This window comes from Sinobacterium caligoides, from assembly GCF_003752585.1.
Taxonomy (GTDB): domain Bacteria; phylum Pseudomonadota; class Gammaproteobacteria; order Pseudomonadales; family Sinobacteriaceae; genus Sinobacterium; species Sinobacterium caligoides.
Window position 1 is genome coordinate 676,332 of record NZ_RKHR01000004.1, and the last position, 17,611, is coordinate 693,942.

Sequence of the window (17,611 nt, forward strand, 5' to 3'; positions counted from 1 at the left end):
GACTTCAATCAGAACTTGGATATTTTATTAACCATGGTGTCGAACACCCCACCCCGGTCAAAATTACGTGCAGGTAGCCCTCTTCATCCTGGCTTCCAACGACATCGACTTGCCATCGCAGTCAGCCTCACTCTCCTCTCCTCCGGTGCCAGCACGGCTTTCGCCGCAACACCGGCCAGTGCTTGGCAATGCCAGGCCGATGGCCACGGTGGCTGGCAGTGCGATGGGGCTAACAGCAAGGCTTCTCTAACGCCCACTAAGCCAACCGCTAAAGCAACGGCTTCCTCAACGGTAGACGCCTCCAACAAAGGGTCCTCAATAGAGAGTAGCTCGCCCGTTAACGAGACTCCACTAAGCTCAGCTGTCGAAGCTGCTCCTACACGCTCTTTAGCGACTGCACCTGCTGCCGTGCCCCCTGCAAGCGCTGCAGAAGAAGAGCCCTCTAACTCCAGTTGTGGCAACAATCGAGAGCTGGACTGGGTGCCGGCCTCCGAGCTCACACAGGCGCAACTGGCGACAGTAAAGCGTGGCTGTAACGGTATGTATGTTGAGCCTGAGAACGATTCCCCCGAAGCCGACCTAAAACCAGAAGAGTCTCCCATCCGTGCCAGCGCCAATAGCTCCGAGACCGTGCGTCGCAACCGTACCCGCTTCACCGGCGACGTTGCCATCAGCCAGGGGAGTCGCCGTATCTTTGCCGACTCCGCAACTGCGGAGAGAGATCAGCAGCTACTTGAACTCGATGGCAATGTCGTCATTCGCGACAACGGCGTACTCATGCGCGGCGACAGCGGCTCCTTCAATTCCGCCGACGGTACCGGCAGCCTAGACAATGCCGAATTTGTTATTCACGAGGTCAGCATCCGTGGTGATGCCAACCTTCTGACCAAAAGTGGCGAGCAAACAATCGAGCTCTACGATAGCCGCTATACCCGCTGCGCCCCCGGCAATAGCGATTGGTATCTACAGGCTAATGAGATCGACCTCGACCGGGAGGAAGGCTTTGGCAGCGCCAAACATGCTAAGATTTACGTCAAAGATGTGCCCATTGCCTATGTGCCCTACATGACGTTCCCCATCGACAATCGTCGCCGCTCCGGCTTGTTGCTACCCACCCTATCAACCTCTAAAACAGGCCGAGGGCTCGATATCACTCAGCCCTATTACTTTAATTTGGCTGAGAATTACGATGCGACGCTCTCCCCTCGCTATATTGGCGGGCGAGGTCTTGCCACAGAGTTAGAGTTGCGCTATCTGAACCAGTATAGCGAGTGGCGCCTCAGCGGCGCACAGATCAATGACAAATACGAGGGCGACGAGGACGAGGGCGAGGGCGAGAAGAATGAAAAAGGCGAAGAGATAGTCAACCATCAGGGTAAGCGCTGGCTGGTTGGGGTCAACGAAGAAGGAGCTATTGGCCGTGTTGGTCATAGAATCGACTATACCAAAGTTTCAGACAACGACTACCTCAACGACATCAGTGCAGAGAGCCTTGATGTACAACGTCAAACCCACCTCGATCAGAAAGCTGAGTTTTGGACCAGCGCCGCTGGCTTTACTTATCGCGGTGAAATCCAACAGTACCAAACTATTGACGACACCGTAGCAACGCCTTATCAGCTGCGTCCTCGCTTAGAGATGGAAAAGAGCGGCCTAGAGCAGAGCAACCAATTCAACCTACTCTTCCTATCTGAGTACAGCGATTTCGTCCACCCTGACGATAAGGTTCAGGGGCAGCGTATCTATCTCGAGCCTGGCATTAGTTACCCTCTGGAGTCTCGTTGGGGCTTCCTAACCACCACAGCCAAAATGCGCGGCATATACTACCAACTTGACGAAGACCGCGGCCCCGAACTCGACAACACCTCTCCTTCGACAACCTCGGCCATGGCCAGTGTTGATGCAGGGCTATTTTTTGAACGCGACCTCGAGCTGTTTGGCGGCAGTTTCACACAGACACTTGAACCACGTGTTTTCTACCTCTACAGCCAATATCAAGAGCAAGATGAGAACCCACTCTTCGACACCGCTGAGCTGACTTTCTCTTACAATCAATTGTTCCGCGATACTCGCTTCAACGGCCACGACCGTATCGATGATGCCAATCAAGTCTCAACCGGCATCACAACCCGCTTTATCGATAAAGCAACCGGTGTTGAACGCGCCAGCTTCTCGCTAGGACAAATTAATTACTTCGACGACCGCAAAATTGGCATCAGTGAATGGAACGAAACTGACTATGACACCAACAGCAGTCATTCGGATATAGCCTCAGAAGTAACCTATCGCCTCAATGAAAGCTTCCGTATGAGTGGCGACATACTCTGGGACAATGAAAACGATGAAACCAAACAAGGGAGTCTGACCCTCCGCTACAACAACGATGGCAAGCTCATCGTTAACGCCAGCCTTCGTAAGTCACAGAGTGCCGACATCTATGCCGAAGACATTAATGGTAACCCTACAGACGAGATATTATGGAAGGGGGATGTTAACCAGAGCGACCTCTCTGGCGTAGTCCCACTCAACGATCGCTGGGCACTGATTGGCCGCTATAACTACGACCATACGAATAATCGTTCTCTCGAGGAGATCGTCGGTATAGAATACAACAGTTGCTGCTGGAAGACCCAACTGGTCTATCAAGAAGGCATCGACGGAAACAACGAGAGAGAGCATGGCTTATATCTCTATTTTCAGCTGAAGGGCTTAGGCGGTGTCGATAACGGCCTAGACCTCGACGACAGTATTGTTGGTTATAAAGAGCGTGAACAAGATGACAGATAAAACCCTGCAACTAACGCAGCGATTCATTCAAAGCGTAAAGCGCTGCACTCACATTGCAGCGCTTAGCCTGCTCCTCCTACCCGGCTATAGTCAGGCAGAGGTCAAAATAATCGACAAGGTCGTCGCCGTCGTCGATGATGGCATCATCATGGAGAGCGAACTCGACGAGCGCATCGAGCAGGTCCAGTACAACATCAAGTCTCAAGGGCGCCCATTACCTGCCAAAGACACCTTGCGCAAAGATATTCTCGACACGATGATCGTCGAAAATCTTCAGCTGCAAATGGGGCAACGCGCTGGCGTACGTATTTCTGATCAACAGCTCAACCAAGCAATGGCGACAATAGCCAAGCAAAATGGCATGCAGCTTAAGCAATTCCGCAAGGCACTCGAGAAAGATGGCTTAAGCTATAAAGCCACTCGCGAGCAGATCCGACGTGAGATGATCTTACAGCAGGTGCAAGCAGGTAATATCAATAACCGTATTCAGATCACTGATCAAGAGGTTGAAAACTTCCTCACCTCGAAACAAGGCAGCGCATTGACGGCTACCCAGTATCACCTCGCCCACCTCTTCTATAGCCTTGAAAACGGCGGTAAAAAAGAGGCTGGTATGGCAGCGTTGAACAAGGCCAAACGAGCGATAGAAAAGGGCCAGAAGCTCGGCGCTTGGCAGAAAGCGCACAGTGAAGCTGGGCGTATTCAGGGCGGAGATTTAGGCTGGCGACGCAGTGAAGACCTTCCCGGGGTCTTTGCCGAAGTCGCTCCCACACTCAAGGTTGGCCAGGTCTCCGCACCATTCGCCAGCGAGAGTGGTGTCCACCTCGTTCAACTGCTTGAGAAGCGTGGCGCTGGCAAAATGATAGAGCAGACTAAGGCTCGTCATATCCTGCTCAAAACGTCTGCAATTCGCAACGATCAGCAAGCGCAAGATCAGCTCAACAAGCTTCGTCAACGCATCCTCGACGGCGAAGACTTCGCGGCTCTAGCCAAGAAATACTCTGAGGACATCGGAAGCGCAAGCGAAGGTGGTGACCTCGGCTGGTCACAGAAAGGGCAGTTCGTTCCAGCTTTCGAGAAAACGATGGCGGCCAGCGCTCCTGGAGACATCAGCAAGCCCTTTAAGTCTCAATTTGGCTGGCACATTCTGCAAGTCGAAGAGCGCCGCCAACACGACGCTAGTAGTGACCAACAACAGAGAGCCGCACGTAACTATATTCATCAGCGAAAGTTTAAAGAGGAGCTCGATGCCTGGCTACTGAAGATTCGCGATGAAGCCTATATCGATATCAAATCCTAAATGAGTAAAACTGAACTGCGCATAGCAATAACGCCCGGCGAGCCCGCCGGGATTGGGCCTGAGCTAGTCGTTGCTCTCGCCCAGCAGTCTCTCACAGTAGAACTTGTCGTTATCGCCGACCCTGCTCTGCTGCGGCAACGAGCCGAACAACTTGCACTTCCCTTACAGCTGCATGACTTCTGCAATGAGCACTTTCGCGTCAGCGGTAACGGTCAGGTCAGCATACTACCCTGCAATCTTGTGAACGACTCTATTGCTGGCACACTCGACCCCGACAATGCTGCTTATGTCTTACAGACCCTAGAGCTCGCTATCGACGGCTGTATCGGCGATGATTTTCAGGCGATGGTAACCGCTCCCGTGCACAAAGGGGTGATCAACGAAGCGGGTATCGAGTTTAGCGGACATACTGAGTTTCTTGCGACAAGAACCCGCAGCGATAAGGTGGTAATGATGCTGGCTAGTGCGGAGATGCGTGTCGCTCTAGCCACCACCCACCTCCCTCTCAGGGACGTTGCCGACGCCATTACACAGCAATCTCTGCGGCGCGTCATCGAGGTTTTGCATCGCGACCTAGTCAATCACTTCTGCATTACTAAGCCACGCATCATCGTCGCGGGCCTCAACCCCCACGCAGGGGAAAGCGGGCACATGGGTAGGGAGGAGATTGATACCATAGAGCCTGTCTTAGCCACCCTAAGACAAGAAGGCATGGACCTTATCGGACCACTACCTGCCGACACCTTGTTTACCCCCAAGTATCTCGATGACTGCGATGCCGTATTGGCGATGTACCACGATCAAGGCCTGCCCGTACTGAAATACCAGAGCTTTGGCCAAGGCGTCAATATCACCCTCGGCCTGCCTATCATCCGTACCTCTGTCGACCACGGCACCGCCCTCGACTTAGCAGGTACCGGTCAAGCGAGTGCCGACAGCTTACGCGTCGCACTTGATTACGCCATTTCCATGGCGGAGAATCGTACCCAATAGTTCGCCGTTTAGCGTATAATCCGCCGCAGCGCCCAACGGCGCACCTCCTCACGTGCAAATTGAGAGCGATATGTCCAAGTCTGACAAACCCAATTACGGTCACCAGGCCAAAAAACGTTTCGGCCAAAACTTCCTAAGTGATCCCTCTATCATCAATAATATCATCGCCTCTATCCGCCCTAAGACTGATCAGCACCTGGTGGAAATTGGTCCTGGACAAGGTGCCCTGACCGGCAGCCTGCTCGACAGCGGTGCCCGCTTAGATGTTATTGAGCTCGACAACGACTTGCTACCGATCCTCAAACTCCACTTCGGCCTCAAGGAAAACTTCACCCTACACCATGCCGACGCCCTACGCTTCGACTTCAACGCCTTAGTTGATGACGAAAAGGATTTACGCGTTGTCGGCAACCTGCCCTACAACATCAGCACACCGCTGATCTTTCACCTACTGCAACACTGTCACAACATCACTGACATGCACTTTATGCTGCAGTATGAGGTCGTCAAACGCCTCGCCGCTAGCCCCGACAGTAAAGCTTTTGGCAGGCTGACCGTAATGACGCAATACTATTGCGACGTCGAACAACTCTTTATTGTCCCCCCGGGCGCCTTCCGACCGGCACCAAAGGTCGACTCTGCGATCGTCCGCCTAGTTCCGCATAAGCAGCTGCCCTATCCTGCCCATGATGTGAAACTGCTCGAACACGTCGTCGGCACAGCTTTTCAGCAACGTCGCAAGACGCTGCGTAACACCTTAAAGAAGCTTTGTAGCGAAGCATTTATCGTAGCCCAGGGCATTGACCCGAGTGATCGTCCTGAGAACCTGAGTCTAAAGGAGTATGTCATTCTAGCTAACGCCATCTTTGAAGCACGTAAAAACGATGAAGATGTCTTCGCCTAAGACCAAATACAGCCTTTAACCGGTGGCGACAAACAACATTTGTCTATACCCATAACGATACCGACACCATGAACTATCCTATTACTATTGAGGTCATCAGCGAGTTCCTCACCGAACAATCCGATCCTCGACGACAGCGCTTCGCCTTCAATTATCAAGTAAAAATCACCAACAATGGTGATGAGTCCATTCAGCTATTGTCACGCTATTGGCAAATTACTGATGGTAACAACAGTATTAAAGAGGTTCACGGTAGCGGTGTCATCGGTCTACAACCCTACATCGCCGCCGGGGAGTCCTTCGAGTACATTAGCGCAGCCACTCTCGACACAGAAGTAGGCAGTATGCAGGGTTACTACCAAATGATCACAGACTCTGGACAGTGCTTTGACGCACCGATTAGCGCCTTTCAACTCGCCGTCCCCATGGCGGTTCACTAAGCTCTATAGGTGCTCCTGTTGTGTCTCACTATGCCGTCGGCGATATTCAAGGCTGTTTTTCTGCTCTACAGCGCTTACTTGATAAGGTTGGCTTCAGCGCTAGCCGAGACACACTATGGGTTGCAGGCGACCTCGTCAATAGAGGCCCCGAATCACTTGAGACACTGCGTTTTATCCACAGCCTCGGCAGCTCCTCCCGTTGCGTCTTAGGCAATCACGACCTACACCTCCTCGCCATAGCCCACAGTGACCGACTGCCTAGTGAATATGACACCCTCGACGACGTCCTCAACGCCCGTGACTGGCCTACACTCGAACGCTGGCTGCGGCAACAGCCATTAATGCAACATCATAGCGAGTACAATATCGTCATGGTTCACGCAGGTATCGCACCGCAATGGCACACACAGCAGGCCCTGCAGCTCGCAGATGAGGTTCACACGACCCTAAGCAAAGGGGATTATCGCAGTTATTTTGCCGCCATGTATGGTAATCAACCCGCCTGCTGGGATGACGCCCTCTGCGGGCAAGACCGATTACGCACAATCACCAACTATTTCACCCGTATGCGTTTCTGTAACAATAACGGGAAACTCGACTTAGAAGACAAGGGACATAAAACCAGTCAGCGACCGGGTTACCAGCCATGGTTCGAATTTCACCAGCAAATGCAACCGAATAGCCCGGAAATCGTTTTCGGCCACTGGGCCGCACTCGAGGGCGAGAGTAACAACTCACATTACCATGCTCTTGACACGGGCTACGTCTGGGGCGGTCGCTTGACACTGATGGAATTAGAAACAAAAAAAAGAGTTTCAATAAGTAACACGTAAAGCACCCCCCATACTCCTGCCACCATACCCGTTTGTTTTCTAAAGCGAGTTATCACCCTTCGGATGAAAAAAAAAGCTATTAAAATTGCTTTTTATCTGGCCTCAAGCGGCAGAGATACTATGCTTCATACAAAGCAAAAAGACAGTATCGTCATAACTAACAAGATAATAAGCTGTTTGATACACGCCTAAGTGCAGTATTTTTTGCGAACACGGTCTCCTAGCCTTATTCCGCCACGCTATCACGGGCCTGCCATCATCAGCATAATTTTCTAGCTATGACTCACTAGGAGTAGCAGGCGTCGACAAGCGCCTTTAGCTCCTGATGCTACCACTCTATATTTATTCGTGGTGCCAAGCCCGCCACCGCAAAGCAATACGCATGGAATCGCCAGCAGGGAGATGAGATGAGCATTTTCAATCAATTTCAAGACCGTTACAGCAACACTAAAGAAGAGGAATACACCCTGCAGGAGTATCTAGATCTCTGCAAGAGTGATCCAAGTATCTATGCCACTGCTGCGGAGCGCCTGCTACTGGCGATAGGCGAGCCCGAGCTGGTTGATACTTCACAAGACCCACGTATTAGCAGAATTTTCTCCAATAAAGTCATCAAGCGCTACCCCGTCTTCGACGAATTCTTTGGCATGGAGGAGGCGATTGAGCAGATGGTGTCCTTCTTCCGGCACGCTGCACAAGGCCTCGAAGAAAAGAAACAAATTCTCTATCTACTGGGCCCTGTCGGAGGCGGAAAATCTTCACTGGCAGAGAAGCTCAAGCAACTGATTGAGCGAGAACCGATTTACTGCATAAAAGGCTCTCCCGTGTTTGAGAGCCCACTCGGCCTCTTCGACCCTGATGAAGACGGTCAGATCCTAGAGGAAGATTATAATATCCCTCTTCGTTATATTAAAAATATCATGTCCCCATGGGCTGTGAAACGGTTACATGAGTTCAACGGTGACGTCAGCCAATTTAAGGTCGTCAAGGTTTATCCCTCGCGTCTAGATCAAGTTGGCTGCGCCAAAACAGAGCCTGGTGATGAGAATAACCAAGACATCTCCGCTCTTGTCGGTAAAGTTGATATACGCAAGCTTGAAGAGCTGCCGCAAAACGACCCAGATGCCTACAGTTACTCCGGTGCCCTGTGCCGTGCCAACCAAGGCATCATGGAGTTTGTGGAGATGTTCAAGGCCCCCATTAAGGTATTACACCCGTTGCTCACCGCGACCCAGGAGGGGAATTACAACTCAACAGAAGGGCTCGGTGCCATCCCCTTCGACGGTATGATTCTCGCTCACTCCAATGAATCTGAGTGGCAGTCCTTCAAGGCCAACAAGAATAATGAAGCCTTTATCGATCGTGTCTATATCGTCAAGGTTCCCTACTGCCTAAGGCTACATGAAGAGGCTGAGATTTATCAGAAGCTACTTACCCACAGTTCACTGATTGATGCCCCCTGCGCACCAGACACACTGTCTATGCTGGCGCAGTTCACGGTATTGTCACGCCTAAAGGAACCCGAAAACTCAAACATCTATTCTAAGATGCGCGTCTATGATGGCCAAAACCTCAAGGACACCGACCCGAAAGCCAAGTCGATGCAGGAATATCGTGATGCGGCCGGCGTTGACGAAGGCATGGATGGACTCTCCACTCGCTTCTCTTACAAAATACTCTCTAAAGTATTCAATTTCGACCCAACTGAAATTGCTGCTAACCCAGTACACCTACTCTATGTACTCGAACAGCAAATCGAACAGGAACAATTTCAGCCCGAGGTTCGTGACCGCTATCTACGCTTTATCAAAGAGTACCTAGCACCACGCTATGTGGAGTTTATCGGCAAAGAAATTCAAACCGCCTACCTCGAGTCTTACTCTGAATACGGTCAAAATATCTTCGATCGTTATGTCACCTATGCCGACTTCTGGATTCAAGACCAAGAATACCGTGACCCTGAAACCGGCGAGATCCTCAATCGCGCCTCAATCAACGAGGAGCTCGAGAAAATAGAAAAGCCCGCCGGCATCTCGAACCCTAAAGATTTTCGTAATGAAGTCGTTAACTTTGTACTGCGTGCTCGCGCCGGCCACAACGGTCACAATCCCGCGTGGAATAGTTATGAAAAGTTACGCAGTGTGATCGAGAAAAAGATGTTCTCGAACACAGAAGACTTACTCCCGGTAATCTCCTTCAATGCCAAAGCCTCTAATGAGGATCAAACCAAGCATAACGACTTTGTCGACCGCATGATTGAGCGGGGCTATACCGACAAACAAGTTCGGTTACTTTCAGAATGGTATCTGCGAGTAAGAAAATCACAATAAAGAAGAGGTGCCTGTGAGCTACATCATCGATCGTCGCCTCAACGGCAAAAACAAGAGTACGGTGAATCGGCAGCGCTTTCTCAAGCGCTACCGAGCTCACATTAAACGCGCGGTTGCCGAAGCGGTAACTAAGCGATCAATCACGGATATAGAAAAGGGCGAGCAAATCAGTATTGCTGATAGCGATATCGAGGAGCCTATTTTCGGGCATGGTAAAGGGGGGCGACGCACGGTTATCCACCCCGGCAACAAGGAGTTTGTGGCCGGTGATAGAATCCCTCGCCCTTCTGGTGGCGGGGGCGGCGGGGCTGGTGAGGGTAATGCCAGTGACAAGGGCGAAGGCGAGGATGACTTCGTCTTTCAAATCACCCAGGATGAATTCCTCGAGTTCATGTTTGATGATTTAGAATTGCCCAATTTAGTCAAACGTCAATTAGCCGGATCAGAGTCCTTCACCTATCGCCGTGCTGGCTACAGTTCCGTTGGCACACCGAATCAAATTAACATTGTCCGCTCATTACGCAGCGCACATGCTAGGAGGATCGCACTTGGCGCCTCCAGTAAGCGGCAGCTAAAAATTCTACTGGCAGAACAACAACAACAACAACAACAGCAGCAGAGCACGGGCGATCTGCTACGAGACAACGAACGTCTCGAAATTCTTGAGCAAGAGATTACTCGGCTAAAGAAAAAAATTCATAAAATCCCCTTCATCGATGACTTCGATATACGCTATAACCTGCATGTCAAAACACCACTGCCCAGCTCTAAAGCCGTCATGTTTTGTATCATGGACGTATCTGGCTCAATGAACCAAGCAACCAAAGATATGGCCAAACGATTTTTCATTCTGTTATATCTTTTCTTACAACGAAATTACGACCACACCGAAGTCGTCTTTATTCGCCACCACACTAGTGCCAAGGAGGTCGATGAGCAAGAGTTTTTCTACAGTCGAGAGACCGGCGGTACAATCGTTTCCAGCGCCTTAAAATTAATGAAAGAAATTATTGAGGAGCGCTACCCAACCTCCGACTGGAATATTTACGGCGCCCAAGCTAGTGACGGAGATAACTGGAACGATGACTCATCAACCTGCTACAAACTGCTCACCGATGGCATCATGAAATATGTTCAACACTATTCCTACATTGAAATTACACCCCGCGAGCACCAGGCACTATGGCGCGAATATGAACAGGTTGCCAGTGACTTTCAAGAAACTTTCGCGATGCAACAGATCATCAACGCCAGTGACATCTACCCAGTATTCAGAGAGCTATTCAAGCGCCGGGTTAGCCAACAACCCTAACAAAAATTTCAACCTTTTATCATGACTGCGAGGTAACTAACATGGCACGTCAGCCTCTATCGATTGATTCAGAGTGGACCTTTGAGCTTATTCAGGAATATGAATACGAAATTGGCAAGCTAGCTGCCGAGTTCGGCCTGGATACCTACCCCAACCAGATAGAGGTCATCAGCTCAGAGCAAATGATGGATGCCTATGCCTCACACGGCATGCCCCTTGGCTATTCACATTGGTCATACGGTAAGCACTTTCTAGGTATTGAGCGCAACTATCAGCGCGGCCAAATGGGACTCGCCTACGAAATAGTGATCAACTCTGACCCCTGTATCTCCTACTTGATGGAAGAGAACACCATGGCCATGCAGGCCCTCGTCATTGCCCACGCCTGCTTTGGCCACAACTCTTTCTTCAAAGGGAATTACCTATTTAAAACTTGGACCGATGCCGGCTCAATCATCGACTACCTACTCTTCGCTAAGAATTACATCACCAAGTGCGAAGAACGTCACGGCCTCGAAGAGGTCGAGAAAACTCTAGACTCCTGCCATGCGCTAATGAACTACGGTGTTGACCGCTACAAAAGACCTGCGCCGATCTCCGCCGATAGAGAACGTGCACGACAACAGGAAAGGGAGAAGATTTTACAGCGGCAAATTAACGACCTGTGGCGTACTATCCCTCGCCGCCAGACCGAAACAGAGGAGGAAAACATACGCTTTCCTCCCGAGCCACAGGAAAACCTACTCTACTTTATGGAGAAAAACTCTCCGTTACTGGAGCCGTGGCAACGCGAGATCATTCGCATCGTGCGCAAAATTGCTCAGTACTTCTATCCTCAGCGCCAAACTCAGGTCATGAATGAGGGCTGGGCCTGCTTCTGGCACTACACGTTACTCAATGAGATGTATGACCGCGGCTTAGTCAACGAAGGGCTAATGTTTGAGTTTTTGCAGTCGCACACTAGTGTTATCCATCAGCCTGACTTCGATAGCCCGCACTACAGTGGCATCAACCCTTATAGCTTAGGCTTCAGCATGATGATTGATATCCGTCGTATCTGCGAACACCCGACAGAAGAAGATAAATACTTCTTTCCCAGTTTCGCTGGCAGCGACTGGCGACAGACTCTACAGTTCGCGATGAGAAACTTTAAAGATGAAAGTTTTATCATGCAATTTCTTTCACCTAAGGTGATGCGCGATCTAAAGCTATTTTGTGTGCTCGATGATGACGATAGAACCGATATTGAGATCGAAGCGATTCACGATGAGCAGGGCTACAAAACAGTGAGAGAAACCCTAGCCGGCCAGTACAACCTGGGGGACCGTGAGCCCAACATACAAATTTGCAATGTCGATCTGCGCGGCGATCGTGCGCTATACCTGCGTCACAGTCAGCACAGTCGTAAGCCTCTCGATAAACACACGGACGAGGTTCTCAAACATCTGCAGCGACTATGGGGCTTCGATGTTCATCTAACCACGATAGGCATCGACAACGAGACGAAGAAGGAGTTTCACTACAGCGCTCCGCAAAATACTGCCGCCTTCAAGCCCTGAGCGTAAACAAAGGCTGAATTATTTGTTCATACAATACTGTTTTTCAGTATCATAACCGCCTATTTAATAGCAATGACAGACGGTACGATGGATATTTACAGTGTAGGCGGCGCAGTCAGAGACAAACTATTAGGCTATCCGGTCAAAGATCGGGACTGGGTCGTGGTCGGTGCCACCGCGCAACAACTGCTCGAACAAGGCTTTCAGCAGGTCGGCAAAGACTTTCCTGTCTTTCTTCATCCCGAGAGCAAGGAGGAATACGCGCTCGCTCGCACAGAGCGTAAGCTCGGTCACGGCTATACAGGCTTTAACTGTTATGCCGCTAGCGATGTCACCCTTGAGCAAGACCTATTACGCCGCGATCTGACTATCAACGCTATGGCCGAAGATGCCGACGGACAGATATACGACCCCTACCATGGTCGCGACGACCTTGATAAGCGCCTCCTGCGCCATGTCTCTCCCGCCTTTGCAGAGGATCCACTGCGGGTGCTGCGTATCGCCCGCTTTCACGCACGCTACGCCCACCTTAACTTTAAAGTAGCCGATGAGACCATGCTTTTAATGCGTGAGATGGTTGCACAGGGTGAGCTAGAGCATCTCGTCAAAGAGCGCATCTGGCAGGAGAGCAGTCGCGCGCTGCTAGAGAAGACGCCTAGCATCTACTTTGAAACCCTGCGCGAGTGCGGCGCACTCGCCGTTATCATGCCTGAGCTGGACGCCCTGTTTGGCATCCCACAACCACCGCAACACCATCCCGAGATAGACTGCGGCATACACAGCTTGATGGTGCTGCAACAGGCAGCAAAAATGAGTGAAGAATTGTCGGTTCGCTTCGCCGCCCTCTGTCATGACCTTGGTAAGGCCCTGACACCCGAACAGAAATGGCCGCAACATATTCAGCACGAAACACTCGCAAAAGCTCCCATTCAGGCACTCTGCCAGCGCCTTGGCGCACCCAATGAATGCAGAGAGCTCGCTCTCATCGCGGCCGAACAGCACACAAATATCCACCGTACCCACGAGCTACGAGCAAACACCGTCGTCAAAATCCTCGAGAAGACCGATGCCTTCCGGCGTCGTGAACGCTTCCATCAACTTCTCGTAGTCTGTGAGGCCGACGCGCGTGGTCGATTAGGCTTCGAAGATAAAAACTATCCACAACGACAATTGTTCAGCACACTCCTTACAGCCTGTGCACAAGTCAACCCCAGACCCTTTGTCGAAGCGGGCCTCAAAGGACAAGAAATAGCCGTCGCTGTACGTAAGGCACGGGTCGAAGCCGTCAAGCAGCTTCAGCAAACACTCGATGAAAACGGATCGTGTTAGAGTTGTTTATAAATTAGGCTGACACTCATCGCCACACAAACGACGACGGTGATGATACGAACAAAGCTGGCGCCTTTGTTGATCACCATACCCGCACCGATACGGCCACCGAGAAATGCACCGATGGCCATCACGATACCAACCAACCATAATACCTTACCGCCCACCACGAACACCGTCAGAGCGGTAATATTCGAAGTGAAGTTAAGCACTTTCGCATGTGCCGTGGCCCGCACAAACGCCATCCCCTTTAGCTTCACGAAGCTGATCGCCAGAAAGGTGCCCGTTCCAGGGCCAAAAAAACCGTCGTAGAAGCCAATTGCGGGGGCCGCAGTGACACTAAATTGACGATCAGTCAGCTTCGCCGCCGTCTCCGTCTTACCCAACCCCTTACTAAAAAACGAGTACAGTGCTATCGCGATTAAACCAATAGGCATCAACGTCATTAGGAATTGATTATCGACACGCTGTACCGCCCAACTTCCTAGTGCCGCAGAGAAAAATACAGTCGTAATCATCAGCGGCATACGTCGAATATCCAGCATGCCACTGCGTAAGAAATGAAATGCTGCAGAAAAAGACGCAAAACTACCCTGCAATTTATTCGTTCCCAACGTCTGCACCGGAGGCACACCAGCGAAAATCAAAGCTGGGATAGTCAGCAACCCACCGCCGCCAGCAACCGCATCAATAAAGCCGGCTAACATAGCAACGGCAAACAACAACACCAGCATTTCAACCGCAATATCCATAGACAACAACCGAGAATAAAACTAGGGGAATAAAGATCGCATGGCGATCGTCAGGTTAAGCATAAGTATACCTCGATCCAGTCACCCATCATGCCTATATAATCAACACTAGACCTATCTAAACATTATTTAACTTATTGCTATTGCTGTTTACCGTAACGAGCAATTGCTTTTGCCAGAATGCCTAACGATACAGGCTTACTCAGATGATCATTCATCCCGACATTAAGCGCATGTTCCAGTTGTTCTGGCAGGGCATGGGCTGTCAAAGCAATAATTGCAATAGTATTAGTACCCAAACAAAAGCGCTCTTCCAAATCACGAATAGCATGGGTTGCGCTATAGCCATCGAGCACAGGCATTTCACAATCCATAAAGACTAAATCGAAGGGGTCAACATCACTATCAATATTAGCCTCTTTAAAAGCCCTCATTGCCTGTTGGCCATCGTTCACAATCACACAACGCTGCCCCAAACGCGCTAACATTGCCTCGATTACACGACGATTAACCTGATTATCTTCTGCCACCAAAACACGATTAACTGCCAACCGCGCCAACGGCTCTGCTGCTATCTGTGCCTGCTGCAAACTTGGCACTTTCTGATCAGGCAGAAGCAATCGATTGAGTAGCTCACCTATCTCATAGCTATACAACGGGCTCCGCACCGCGACGACACTGTACCGACTCTCTATCGACTTCAGCGTACTGCTTTTAGCTGTTTTGAAAAATAAAATCACACGAATTTTTGCCGTCAAAAAGGAGCATATATCATTCTCCAATAACTCTAGAGCCTCTTCTTTACATCCATCGATACAAAGAAAATCTAGTTTATTGCCTTTATTTACACAGCAATCTAACGGCTCTACACAAGTTAACCAATGGTGAAATTTCACCCCCCATTTTTCCATCTGAGAAGCGGTAAAACGCGCCATAAGATTATTAGCGGTAACCAAGCCTACTCGCACGCCCTGTAGCTGAGGCCAGAGCAAACCCTCGATTTCACGCTCTTTCGCCACCGGCAATGACAGCTTAACAATAAACGTCGAGCCAATACCGAGTTCGCTCTCAACAGAGATACTGCCTCCCATCAACGTTACCAGCTGACGACTAATAGCCAGGCCCAGCCCCGTCCCCCCGTAACGCCTAGAAATGGAGTTATCTGCCTGCTGAAAAGACTCAAACAGCTTATCCAGCTGTTCCTTCGAAATACCGATGCCAGTATCTTGCACGGTAATTCGAAGCTCATTCTGCTCGGCATCCTCGCTAATCAACAGCAGAACCTCGCCCTGTTCTGTAAACTTCAGCGAGTTACTGAGCAGGTTTATAATAATCTGCCGCAATCGTAACGGATCGCCAATGTAACATTGGCCGCGTGTTGAAATATCACAGTAGAGGTGAAGATCCTTATCTTGCGCGCGGAAGCTAAACAACGATACTGTTTCGAGCGCCAAACTATCGATATCAAACTCGACCGACTCCAGTGACAACTTACCTGCCTCAATCTTCGAGTAATCCAAAATGTCATTAATAATTTTCAATAACGACTTTCCTGAGTTGTATATGATGTCATTATATTGCTGCTGTTCCTTCGTCAATGGTGTATGCGATAACATCTCCGACATCCCAAGAACCCCGTTCATCGGCGTTCTAATTTCATGACTCATCTTGGCAAGAAATTCACTCTTCGCACGATTCTCATTGACTGCTCTCTGCTCTTTTACGCGTAACAGGTTTATACGGTTACCCAGCGACACAGAGATCAAGGTTACCTGCAGAAGGTAACTAACCTCCATGTAATAGCCGTGATAGTAGCCCCAAATCATCACATCCAACATCACCACAACCCCAGCACCGAGCAATATTAGCCAGGAAATAAAATAGATCTTTGCGCCTGTTACGCCTGCACGCCACAACCTTAAGCTGTGCCACAGAATCACAGCAAACATCACCAGGCTGACAGAAAAACCAACATACAAACCCACGCCAGTAGCCAGATCGATTGAGAAGAAGCTGACCAGTGCCAAGAGCAAAAGGCCATAACACAGAACACGAATATACTGGTAAACCCTTGGCTGACGTCTCTCTAACTCAAGAAATGCAATACTAAAAAAACCAAATATTCCCAACAACACATAAGCAGAAGGCAGTAATATATGTGAATCAAACCAAGTAAACCGCCCCCATATTAGCTGCGATCCATAGCCATCAACAGCGAATAAGTTAAAAATTACAGCACAAATAAAGGCAACGTAGAGACTGTATATCCGCTCGCGTGTGATCACATAAATAATTAAGTTATAAAACATCATCACCATCAAAACACCAAAAGTGAACCAGTCAAACCAGGCGCGATGGCTAGGAAATTTTGCTAGCAGGTGATCAGTTGTGACATCGGTTCGCTTGAAAACATACTGTGGCCTTCCGACCACTTCAATCAAAACCGCAACGCTCTGCTCTGGACGCAGCGGGAAGCCAAAACGGTAATGGCGATGATCATAGTCACGGCTACTAAAAGGCTGACTATTCCCTGTCATTCTCTTATAAAGCAGCCCCTCCTCAGCAATAACATAGACATTTAAAACCTTTTGATAATGATCCTTATAATTAATCGTGACTCGTTCAATATCCTTCTGATCATTCTGTAGTGGAAAGAAAAACCAGAAACTGTAGTGGCTAAACCCTGGCAGGTTGGTCTTTAGCCCAGGCCGACGCCAAAAGTCTTGAGCTGCGATTTCAGCAGGTGAAAGAGGGAGAAAAAATGACAAGTCTAGCTGATGCTTAGGGTCAGGGAAAAAGCGCAGACCGGAATGCTGCGACAACCGTATCGTTAACTCTGAGACCTTAACCGGTTCCGTGGCATTTCCATAGCCGCTAGCATTCTCGGCGACGCATACCGTCGCCGTTACGCAATACCAAGCTAGGAGCAAAGAAATGAGTAAGCCTTTGCAGCAACTTCGCCCACAGCAGGTACTTATAGCATGCCACAGCATTACTGACAGCAAGGTACTTCCCGCTAACCGCGTCTCTAAAATACGAGCCAACTGATATCAGCCCGTCACATCTATTTAG

12 protein-coding genes are annotated in these 17,611 nt (G+C 50.0%); 10 read left to right on the forward strand and 2 right to left on the reverse strand.

Going from position 1 to position 17,611, the window contains the following annotated elements:
* Window positions 1-33 precede the first annotated feature (33 nt).
* The 10 genes from EDC56_RS09740 (at window position 34) to EDC56_RS09785 (ending at window position 13,787) form a co-directional block, all read left to right on the forward strand.
* Entirely contained in the window at window positions 34-2,787 is a 2,754-nt protein-coding gene (locus EDC56_RS09740) for an LPS-assembly protein LptD (protein WP_123712327.1), read from the forward strand.
* Window positions 2,777-4,087, forward strand: coding sequence for a peptidylprolyl isomerase (locus tag EDC56_RS09745; protein WP_123712328.1), 1,311 nt, complete (start codon window positions 2,777-2,779; stop codon window positions 4,085-4,087). The genes EDC56_RS09740 and EDC56_RS09745 overlap by 11 nt, the downstream gene beginning before the upstream one ends.
* Window positions 4,088-5,080, forward strand: coding sequence for a 4-hydroxythreonine-4-phosphate dehydrogenase PdxA (gene pdxA / locus EDC56_RS09750; RefSeq protein ID WP_123712329.1), 993 nt, complete (start codon window positions 4,088-4,090; stop codon window positions 5,078-5,080).
* Window positions 5,081-5,150: 70 nt separating this feature from the next.
* Window positions 5,151-5,984, forward strand: a complete 834-nt coding sequence (gene rsmA, locus EDC56_RS09755) for a 16S rRNA (adenine(1518)-N(6)/adenine(1519)-N(6))-dimethyltransferase RsmA (protein WP_123712874.1) — start codon at window positions 5,151-5,153, stop codon at window positions 5,982-5,984.
* Window positions 5,985-6,052: 68 nt separating this feature from the next.
* The gene (gene apaG, locus EDC56_RS09760; RefSeq protein WP_123712330.1) at window positions 6,053-6,424 is read left to right on the forward strand and encodes a Co2+/Mg2+ efflux protein ApaG; all 372 of its coding nucleotides are present in this window, start codon (window positions 6,053-6,055) and stop codon (window positions 6,422-6,424) included.
* Between the two features lie 20 nt (window positions 6,425-6,444).
* On the forward strand, window positions 6,445-7,257 hold the full coding sequence (locus EDC56_RS09765) for a symmetrical bis(5'-nucleosyl)-tetraphosphatase (RefSeq protein ID WP_123712331.1): 813 nt from the start codon (window positions 6,445-6,447) through the stop codon (window positions 7,255-7,257).
* A gap of 407 nt (window positions 7,258-7,664) precedes the next feature.
* On the forward strand, window positions 7,665-9,587 hold the full coding sequence (locus EDC56_RS09770; RefSeq protein WP_123712332.1) for a PrkA family serine protein kinase: 1,923 nt from the start codon (window positions 7,665-7,667) through the stop codon (window positions 9,585-9,587).
* A 13-nt stretch (window positions 9,588-9,600) separates the two neighbouring features.
* Window positions 9,601-10,899, forward strand: a complete 1,299-nt coding sequence (locus EDC56_RS09775) for a YeaH/YhbH family protein (RefSeq protein ID WP_123712875.1) — start codon at window positions 9,601-9,603, stop codon at window positions 10,897-10,899.
* Window positions 10,900-10,940: 41 nt separating this feature from the next.
* Window positions 10,941-12,458, forward strand: coding sequence for a SpoVR family protein (locus tag EDC56_RS09780; protein WP_123712333.1), 1,518 nt, complete (start codon window positions 10,941-10,943; stop codon window positions 12,456-12,458).
* Window positions 12,459-12,545: 87 nt separating this feature from the next.
* Window positions 12,546-13,787: a multifunctional CCA addition/repair protein gene (locus EDC56_RS09785; RefSeq protein ID WP_123712876.1), complete on the forward strand. Its 1,242-nt coding sequence runs from the start codon at window positions 12,546-12,548 to the stop codon at window positions 13,785-13,787.
* On the opposite strand, the gene EDC56_RS09790 is transcribed toward EDC56_RS09785, so the two are convergent.
* Together EDC56_RS09790 and EDC56_RS09795 are read right to left on the reverse strand one after the other, a co-directional pair.
* The gene (locus EDC56_RS09790) at window positions 13,784-14,539 is read right to left on the reverse strand and encodes a TSUP family transporter (RefSeq protein WP_211333637.1); all 756 of its coding nucleotides are present in this window, start codon (window positions 14,537-14,539) and stop codon (window positions 13,784-13,786) included. The genes EDC56_RS09785 and EDC56_RS09790 overlap by 4 nt on opposite strands.
* Before the next feature lie 140 nt (window positions 14,540-14,679).
* Window positions 14,680-17,583, reverse strand: coding sequence for a hybrid sensor histidine kinase/response regulator (locus tag EDC56_RS09795; protein WP_148059372.1), 2,904 nt, complete (start codon window positions 17,581-17,583; stop codon window positions 14,680-14,682).
* Window positions 17,584-17,611 lie beyond the last annotated feature (28 nt).

Excerpts from the sequence above, each read along its gene's own strand:
- EDC56_RS09770 (WP_123712332.1), top strand. The coding sequence starts at position 7,665 with ATGAGCATTTTCAATCAATTTCAAGACCGTTACAGCAACACTAAAGAA.
- EDC56_RS09740 (WP_123712327.1), top strand. The coding sequence starts at position 34 with ATGGTGTCGAACACCCCACCCCGGTCAAAATTACGTGCAGGTAGCCCT.
- apaG (WP_123712330.1), top strand. The coding sequence starts at position 6,053 with ATGAACTATCCTATTACTATTGAGGTCATCAGCGAGTTCCTCACCGAA.
- EDC56_RS09785 (WP_123712876.1), top strand. The coding sequence starts at position 12,546 with ATGGATATTTACAGTGTAGGCGGCGCAGTCAGAGACAAACTATTAGGC.
- EDC56_RS09745 (WP_123712328.1), top strand. The coding sequence starts at position 2,777 with ATGACAGATAAAACCCTGCAACTAACGCAGCGATTCATTCAAAGCGTA.
- EDC56_RS09790 (WP_211333637.1), bottom strand. The coding sequence starts at position 14,539 with ATGGATATTGCGGTTGAAATGCTGGTGTTGTTGTTTGCCGTTGCTATG.
- rsmA (WP_123712874.1), top strand. The coding sequence starts at position 5,151 with ATGTCCAAGTCTGACAAACCCAATTACGGTCACCAGGCCAAAAAACGT.
- EDC56_RS09780 (WP_123712333.1), top strand. The coding sequence starts at position 10,941 with ATGGCACGTCAGCCTCTATCGATTGATTCAGAGTGGACCTTTGAGCTT.
- pdxA (WP_123712329.1), top strand. The coding sequence starts at position 4,088 with ATGAGTAAAACTGAACTGCGCATAGCAATAACGCCCGGCGAGCCCGCC.